The 6,821-nt window shown below is 42.0% G+C and carries 7 protein-coding genes and 1 pseudogene; all 8 read left to right on the top strand.

Annotated elements, in window-relative coordinates; translation table 11 throughout:
* A pseudogene (locus H5202_RS24025) lies at window positions 1-182 on the top strand (hypothetical protein); the annotation flags it as partial.
* Window positions 179-313: a hypothetical protein gene (locus tag H5202_RS24330; RefSeq protein WP_259397353.1), complete on the top strand. Its 135-nt coding sequence runs from the start codon at window positions 179-181 to the stop codon at window positions 311-313. The pseudogene H5202_RS24025 and the gene H5202_RS24330, both read left to right, overlap by 4 nt.
* A 457-nt stretch (window positions 314-770) precedes the next feature.
* Window positions 771-2,105 (top strand): Na(+)-translocating NADH-quinone reductase subunit A, encoded by a 1,335-nt coding sequence (locus H5202_RS16500; protein WP_182773036.1) that lies wholly within the window; start codon window positions 771-773, stop codon window positions 2,103-2,105.
* Window positions 2,105-3,310 (top strand): NADH:ubiquinone reductase (Na(+)-transporting) subunit B, encoded by a 1,206-nt coding sequence (locus H5202_RS16495; RefSeq protein WP_182773035.1) that lies wholly within the window; start codon window positions 2,105-2,107, stop codon window positions 3,308-3,310. Before H5202_RS16500 ends, H5202_RS16495 begins: the two co-directional genes overlap by 1 nt.
* The gene (locus tag H5202_RS16490) at window positions 3,303-4,088 is read left to right on the top strand and encodes a Na(+)-translocating NADH-quinone reductase subunit C (RefSeq protein WP_182773034.1); all 786 of its coding nucleotides are present in this window, start codon (window positions 3,303-3,305) and stop codon (window positions 4,086-4,088) included. The genes H5202_RS16495 and H5202_RS16490 overlap by 8 nt, the downstream gene beginning before the upstream one ends.
* On the top strand, window positions 4,088-4,720 hold the full coding sequence (locus H5202_RS16485; protein ID WP_011636426.1) for an NADH:ubiquinone reductase (Na(+)-transporting) subunit D: 633 nt from the start codon (window positions 4,088-4,090) through the stop codon (window positions 4,718-4,720). Before H5202_RS16490 ends, H5202_RS16485 begins: the two co-directional genes overlap by 1 nt.
* A 5-nt stretch (window positions 4,721-4,725) precedes the next feature.
* Window positions 4,726-5,334, top strand: a complete 609-nt coding sequence (nqrE, locus tag H5202_RS16480; RefSeq protein ID WP_011636427.1) for an NADH:ubiquinone reductase (Na(+)-transporting) subunit E — start codon at window positions 4,726-4,728, stop codon at window positions 5,332-5,334.
* Between the two features lie 46 nt (window positions 5,335-5,380).
* Window positions 5,381-6,628, top strand: a complete 1,248-nt coding sequence (nqrF, locus tag H5202_RS16475; RefSeq protein WP_182773033.1) for an NADH:ubiquinone reductase (Na(+)-transporting) subunit F — start codon at window positions 5,381-5,383, stop codon at window positions 6,626-6,628.
* The last annotated feature ends 193 nt before the right edge of the window (window positions 6,629-6,821 follow it).

The raw sequence follows: 6,821 nt of genomic DNA, 5'->3' as shown, positions 1-6,821 counted from the left end.
ATTTGCTCTGTTTAACTTATTTTTTTTCAGCGGCAGTTTCTGCGGCGACTCTGACGGTTAATGTTACCGACGCTCAAGGCGTGATGCTCAGCGATAGCGTAGTAGAGTTAATCTCTATGTCACCAATGAACGTGCTATTGATAGTCAATGGAAGGTTGATATTGCGGCAACTTACCGTTTGACCGAACAGCATGAGTTGTATGTTCGTGTTGAGAATTTGTTAGATGAAGATTTAGTGGCAAATCGAACGGCAATGGGGTTCCAAAGACAGTCTGAAATGACCACCTATTTGGGTTATCAAGGTCATTTCTAGTTGGCGCTTTCTAGACATAAGCAGTGTTGAATAATATTTAAACGCTGCCTGCTGTGTCTTTTATTCTCAAATGCCAATACTGCTCAAGTGATGACTCATTTGAGCGGTGTTATTTGAAGTGCAACTGTTCTTGTAAACAAACAACTAAAATTATTTCTTTAAAAATTAATACTATAGTTTTTAAATCAGAATCTAGTAGATAACATTAACCCCCTAGGTTCTAATTTGTTAAATCTTGTCTAAAAGCCACCTATTGTGTTAGGTATTGGTTTGAAAACACCTATAATTTTCGTGGCGATAGTCTCATATTTGCGGTAAAATGCGCGCGACCAGCGTGATTATGATCGCATTTTCGAGTTAAATCTGCGCTAGCTCAAATGGCAAGTGTTTGTTAACACTTTGTTTTTGTAGCGGAACGTGGCGCATTGTCTTTCCTTCAAACGTAGTGCTTGTGGATATGATTACAATTAAGAAAGGATTGGAACTGCCTATAGCAGGCGGACCAGAGCAAGTTATCCATAATGGCCCAGCCATTAGACATGTAGCGACTTTGGGTGAAGAGTATATTGGCTTACGTCCAACGATGAAAATCAAAGTGGGCGACAAAGTACAAAAAGGCCAAGTTCTTTTTGAAGATAAAAAGAATTTAGGCGTTAAATATACGGCTTTAGCCAGTGGTACTATTTTAGAAATAAACCGAGGTGCAAGACGTGTGCTTCAGTCAGTTGTTATTGCTGTGGAAGGTGACGATAGCGTTGCTTTTGCTCAATACGATGCTGATAAGTTGGACACGTTAGACGCACAAGCTGTTCGTGATAATCTGATTGATTCAGGTTTATGGACTGCTTTGCGTACACGACCTTTCAGTAAAGTGCCAGCTGTAGATGATACTGCTGCAGGTATTTTCGTTACTGCAATTGATACTCAACCTCTTGCTGCCGATCCTGCGGTAGTTATCGCTCAACATAAAGAAGATTTTGCTAATGGCCTAAAAGTCTTAGCACGATTAACTGAAGGTAAAGTTTACCTATGTAAAGCTCAAGGTGCCGATATCCCTGCAGCTAATGCCCAAGTTCAAGAGTTTGCGGGTAAACACCCAGCAGGTCTTGCGGGTACGCATATTCATCACGTTCTTCCAGCTTCTGCAACACGTACTGTTTGGCATATTGGCTATCAGGATGTGATTGCATTTGGTCAACTGTTCACCCAAGGTGTATTAAACACTGAGCGTGTGGTTGCAATTGGCGGTCCTAAAGCGAAAAACCCTCGTCTTGTACGTACCGTTTTGGGTGCTAGCATGACTGAACTGACTACTGATGAAACGGTTGGTGATGGTGTTCGTGTGATTTCGGGTTCTGTGTTAAGCGGCCGAACTGCGGTAGGACCTCAGGCTTATTTAGGGCGTTATCATCAGCAGGTGAGTGTACTAGAAGAAGGTGACGAGAAAGAATTGTTTGGTTGGGCGATGCCTGGCGTAGATAAGTTTTCTATCAATCGTTCGTTCTTAGGCCACTTAAGCCCGTCTCGTCTATTCAATATGACCACTAGTACTGGCGGTTCAGACCGTGCAATGGTACCTATTGGTAACTATGAACGCGTGATGCCTTTAGACATTCTACCTACTATGCTACTTCGTGATTTACTCTCTGGCGACTTTGATGGCGCAGTCCGTCTAGGCGCATTAGAGTTAGATGAAGAAGATTTGGCATTGTGTACGTTCGTATGTCCTGGTAAGTATGATTACGGTTCATATTTGCGTGACTGTTTAGATACGATCGAGAGGGAAGGCTAATGAGCTTGAAAGATTTTATCGAACGTATTGAACCGCAATTTGAAAAAGGCGGTAAATACGAAAAGTGGTATGCCCTTTACGAAGCGGCTGCGACAGTATTTTACACTCCAGGTAAAGTGAACAAAGGGGCAACCCACGTTCGCGATAATCTTGACCTAAAACGTATGATGATTACGGTTTGGGCATGTACATTCCCGGCAATGTTTGTTGGGATGTACAACGTAGGTTTACAAGCTCAAATAGCGATGGTGGCCGGTGGTTTCGGTACACCAGATGTTTGGCAAGTAGGCTTATTTGAATTATTTGGCGCTCAACTCACTGCAGACTCTGGCATTACGTCCTTGATGTTCTATGGTGCGTGCTTCTTCCTACCTATCTATGCAGTGACTTTCATTGTCGGTGGTTTTTGGGAAGTGCTATTTGCGTCGGTGCGTGGCCATGAAGTTAACGAAGGTTTCTTCGTCACTTCAGTGCTATTTGCATTAACTCTACCGCCAACAATTCCTTTATGGATGGTTGCTTTAGGTATTACCTTTGGTGTGGTTGTAGCAAAAGAAATCTTCGGCGGCACAGGGCGTAACTTCTTAAACCCTGCATTAGCTGGCCGTGCTTTCTTGTTCTTTGCTTACCCACTAAGCATGTCCGGTGACACCTCATGGGTTGTTGCTGCTGACGGCTTCTCTGGTGCAACAGCATTAAGTCAAGCTGCACAAGGTACTTTTGACTACACTTCAAACGCTAACTGGATTGATGCTTTCATGGGCTTTATTCCAGGTTCTGTTGGTGAAGTATCTACCTTTGCAATTTTGCTCGGTGGTTTAGTGATTATCTACACCCGTATTGCCTCATGGCGTATTGTAGGTGGTGTAATGTTAGGTATGGTAGCAATTGCAACTTTACTCAATGTTATTGGTAGTGACACAAATCCGATGTTTGCAATGCCGTGGCATTGGCACTTAGTGTTAGGTGGTTTTGCATTTGGTATGATGTTTATGGCGACAGATCCTGTTTCTGCGTCATTCACAAATAGCGCTAAATGGGCATACGGTTTCCTCATTGGTGCAATGGTAGTGTTTATCCGTGTGGTTAACCCTGCATTCCCAGAAGGTATGATGTTAGCTATTTTGTTTGCTAACTTATTTGCTCCATTATTTGACCACTTTGTTGTACAGGCAAATATTAAGCGGAGGATTGCTCGTGGCTAGTAATAAAGATTCGTTCGGTAGAACGCTATTTGTTGTTGTCGGCTTATGTCTTATTTGCTCCGTGCTTGTTTCAACAGCTGCCGTGGTGTTAAAACCTATTCAGCAAGAAAATAAGTTGTTGGATAAGCAAAAGTATATTCTTGAAGCAGCCAGCCTTATCAACCCTAAAGAAGGCAAAATCACCAAGAAAGATATTCTAAGCAAGTATGAGCAGTATGTAGACGCTCGCTTAGTTGACCTTACAACCGGTGAATTTGTTGAGGGTGATGCTAACCTTTATGATCAACGTAAAGCATCTCGTGATACAGAAACGTCATCTATCCCTGAAAATGATGTTGCCTCAATCAAACGTGTTGCAGATAAAGCTGTTGTTTACCTTGTTCGTGATGACGAAGGTAAACTGACTAGCGTAATTTTGCCTGTTCACGGTTATGGTTTGTGGTCAACGATGTACGCATTTTTGGCACTAGAAGCTGATCTGAACACAGTGCAAGGACTTGTTTACTACGACCAAGGTGAAACCCCTGGTTTAGGTGGCGAAGTTGAAAATCCAAAATGGAAAGCATTGTGGAAAGGTAAGCAGTTATTTGATGCACAAGGCAACTTGGCTATTAGTGTAACTAAAAACCCTACAGTGGCTAACTCTGTTCATGGTGTTGATGCACTTTCAGGTGCAACATTGACCAGTAACGGTGTACAACACTCATTGGAGTTTTGGTTAGGTAAAGAAGGCTTTGCAAGCTTTATCGCTAAAGCACGCAACGGAGGGTTAAGCTAATGGCTGACGCTAAAGAACTTAAACAGGTTCTGACCGGACCGATTATCAATAACAACCCAATTGCGTTGCAAATTTTGGGTGTGTGTAGTGCACTTGCTGTTACCAGTAAATTAGAAACAGCATTAGTAATGACGATTGCATTAACAGCGGTAACAGCGTTTTCTAACCTGTTTATCTCTCTTATTCGTAATCACATTCCAAGCAGTGTGCGTATTATTGTACAGATGACTATTATTGCGTCTTTAGTAATTGTGGTTGACCAAGTATTACAAGCTTATGCCTATGCCATTTCTAAGCAGTTATCGGTATTCGTAGGTTTGATTATTACTAACTGTATTGTAATGGGTCGTGCTGAAGCTTACGCAATGAAAACCCCTCCAATGATGAGCTTTATGGACGGTATCGGTAACGGTTTAGGTTACGGTGCTATTCTATTGTCTGTTGGCGTGGTGCGTGAACTATTTGGTAATGGTTCATTATTCGGCGTAGAAATCCTCAGCAAAATCTCTGACGGTGGTTGGTATCAGCCTAACGGTTTATTACTACTGCCACCGAGTGCATTCTTCTTGATCGGTGGTTTGATCTGGTTGATACGTACTTATAAGCCAGAGCAAGTTGAAGCAAAAGGGTAGACGCAATGGAACATTATATTAGTTTATTAATTCGTTCAGTTTTCATTGAAAACATGGCACTAGCGTTCTTCTTAGGTATGTGTACTTTCTTAGCGGTATCAAAGAAAGTGACTACTGCGATGGGCCTTGGTGTTGCTGTTATCGTGGTACTGGCTATTTCGGTTCCTGCTAACCAAATTATTTATCAAGGTTTATTGGCTCCAGGCGCATTAGCTTGGGCTGGTTTCCCTGATGCTGATTTGAGCTTCTTGAAGTTCATCACCTTTATCGGTGTGATTGCAGCACTTGTACAAATATTGGAAATGGCTTTAGACAAGTATTTTCCACCTTTGTACAACGCGTTGGGTATTTTCTTACCTTTGATTACCGTGAACTGTGCAATTTTCGGTGCAGTATCTTTCATGGTTGAGCGTGATTATAACCTTGGCGAGAGCGTAGTATTTGGTATTGGCTCTGGTATTGGTTGGGCGTTAGCAATTGTATTGCTGGCCGGTATCCGCGAAAAGATGAAGTATTCTGACGTGCCAAATGGCTTACGTGGCTTAGGTATTACCTTCGTCTCAGCAGGTCTTATGGCTCTAGGTTTCATGTCATTCTCAGGTGTTTCTCTTTAAGAGACATTGAGAAGACGCATTAATTTGAACCTTTAAGGATAAGTGAATGGGTATTCTTGAATCTACTCCAATAGATGTCTATCTAGGTGTGAGTATGTTTACTGTGATTGTCTTGGTTTTGGTATTAGTGATTTTATTCGCTAAATCAAAATTGGTGGCAAGCGGTGATATCATTATTGGTATTAACGGCGACGCAGATAAAGCAATTAAAACAGGTGCTGGCGGCAAGTTGCTTAGCGTTTTAGCCGACAATGGCATCTTCGTATCTAGTGCGTGTGGTGGTGGTGGCTCATGTGGTCAGTGTCGTGTACATATTAAGTCTGGTGGTGGTGATATTCTCCCTACTGAACTTGACCACATTAGTAAAGGCGAAGCACGTCAAGGTTGTCGTTTATCTTGTCAGGTAAACGTAAAAACTGACATGGAAATCGAACTTGATGAAGAAATTTTCGGCATCAAGAAATGGGAATGTGCGGTTCTATCTAACGATAACAAAGCGACGTTCATTAAAGAACTTAAGCTACAAATTCCTGATGGCGAATCTGTGCCTTTCCGTGCCGGTGGTTATATTCAGATTGAAGCTCCTGCTCATCATGTTAAATATGCTGAGTTTGAAGTGCCAGATAAATACCGTGGCGACTGGGAACACTTTGGTTTCTTCAAGTTAGAGTCAAAAGTAGACGAAGAAACAATTCGTGCTTACTCAATGGCTAACTACCCTGAAGAGTTCGGGATTATTATGTTGAACGTGCGTATTGCTACGCCACCGCCACGTAATTTAACCTTGCCTTGCGGTAAAATGTCTTCGTACATTTGGAGCTTAAAAGCTGGCGATAAAGTGACGATTTCTGGTCCCTTTGGTGAGTTTTTCGCTAAAGACACTGATGCTGAAATGGTATTTATTGGTGGTGGTGCCGGTATGGCTCCAATGCGTTCACACATTTTTGACCAATTAAAACGTCTTAAATCAAAGCGCAAGATGAGCTTTTGGTACGGTGCGCGTTCTCAACGTGAAATGTTCTATGTTGAAGATTTTGACGGCTTAGCGGCTGAAAATGAAAACTTCAAATGGCATGTCGCGTTATCCGACCCGCAAGCTGAAGATAACTGGACTGGTTATACCGGTTTCATTCATAACGTATTGTATGAAAACTACTTACGTGACCATGATGCGCCAGAAGATTGTGAGTTCTACATGTGTGGACCTCCAATGATGAACGCAGCAGTTATTGGAATGCTAAAAGACTTAGGTGTCGAAGACGAAAACATCTTACTAGATGATTTCGGTGGTTAATGAGTTAACTCATAACATTGACATGTAAGTCATGAAATTGCAGCAGTGCAGACAGGGTGGTTAAACACTGGTCTTGCACGCTGCAATTTTTTTTGTTTATTTAATACAAGTGTAAATTTGACATGACTGTAAATTCAATCAAGTTACTACTATTACCAGCGTTGTTGCTATTTGTTAGCGCTTGCAATTCGCC

This window comes from Shewanella sp. SG41-4 (genome assembly GCF_014164505.1).
In the GTDB taxonomy this organism is placed as follows: domain Bacteria; phylum Pseudomonadota; class Gammaproteobacteria; order Enterobacterales; family Shewanellaceae; genus Shewanella.
Note: the sequence above shows the minus strand (reverse complement) of the source record. Positions and strands in the feature narration are given on the sequence as shown.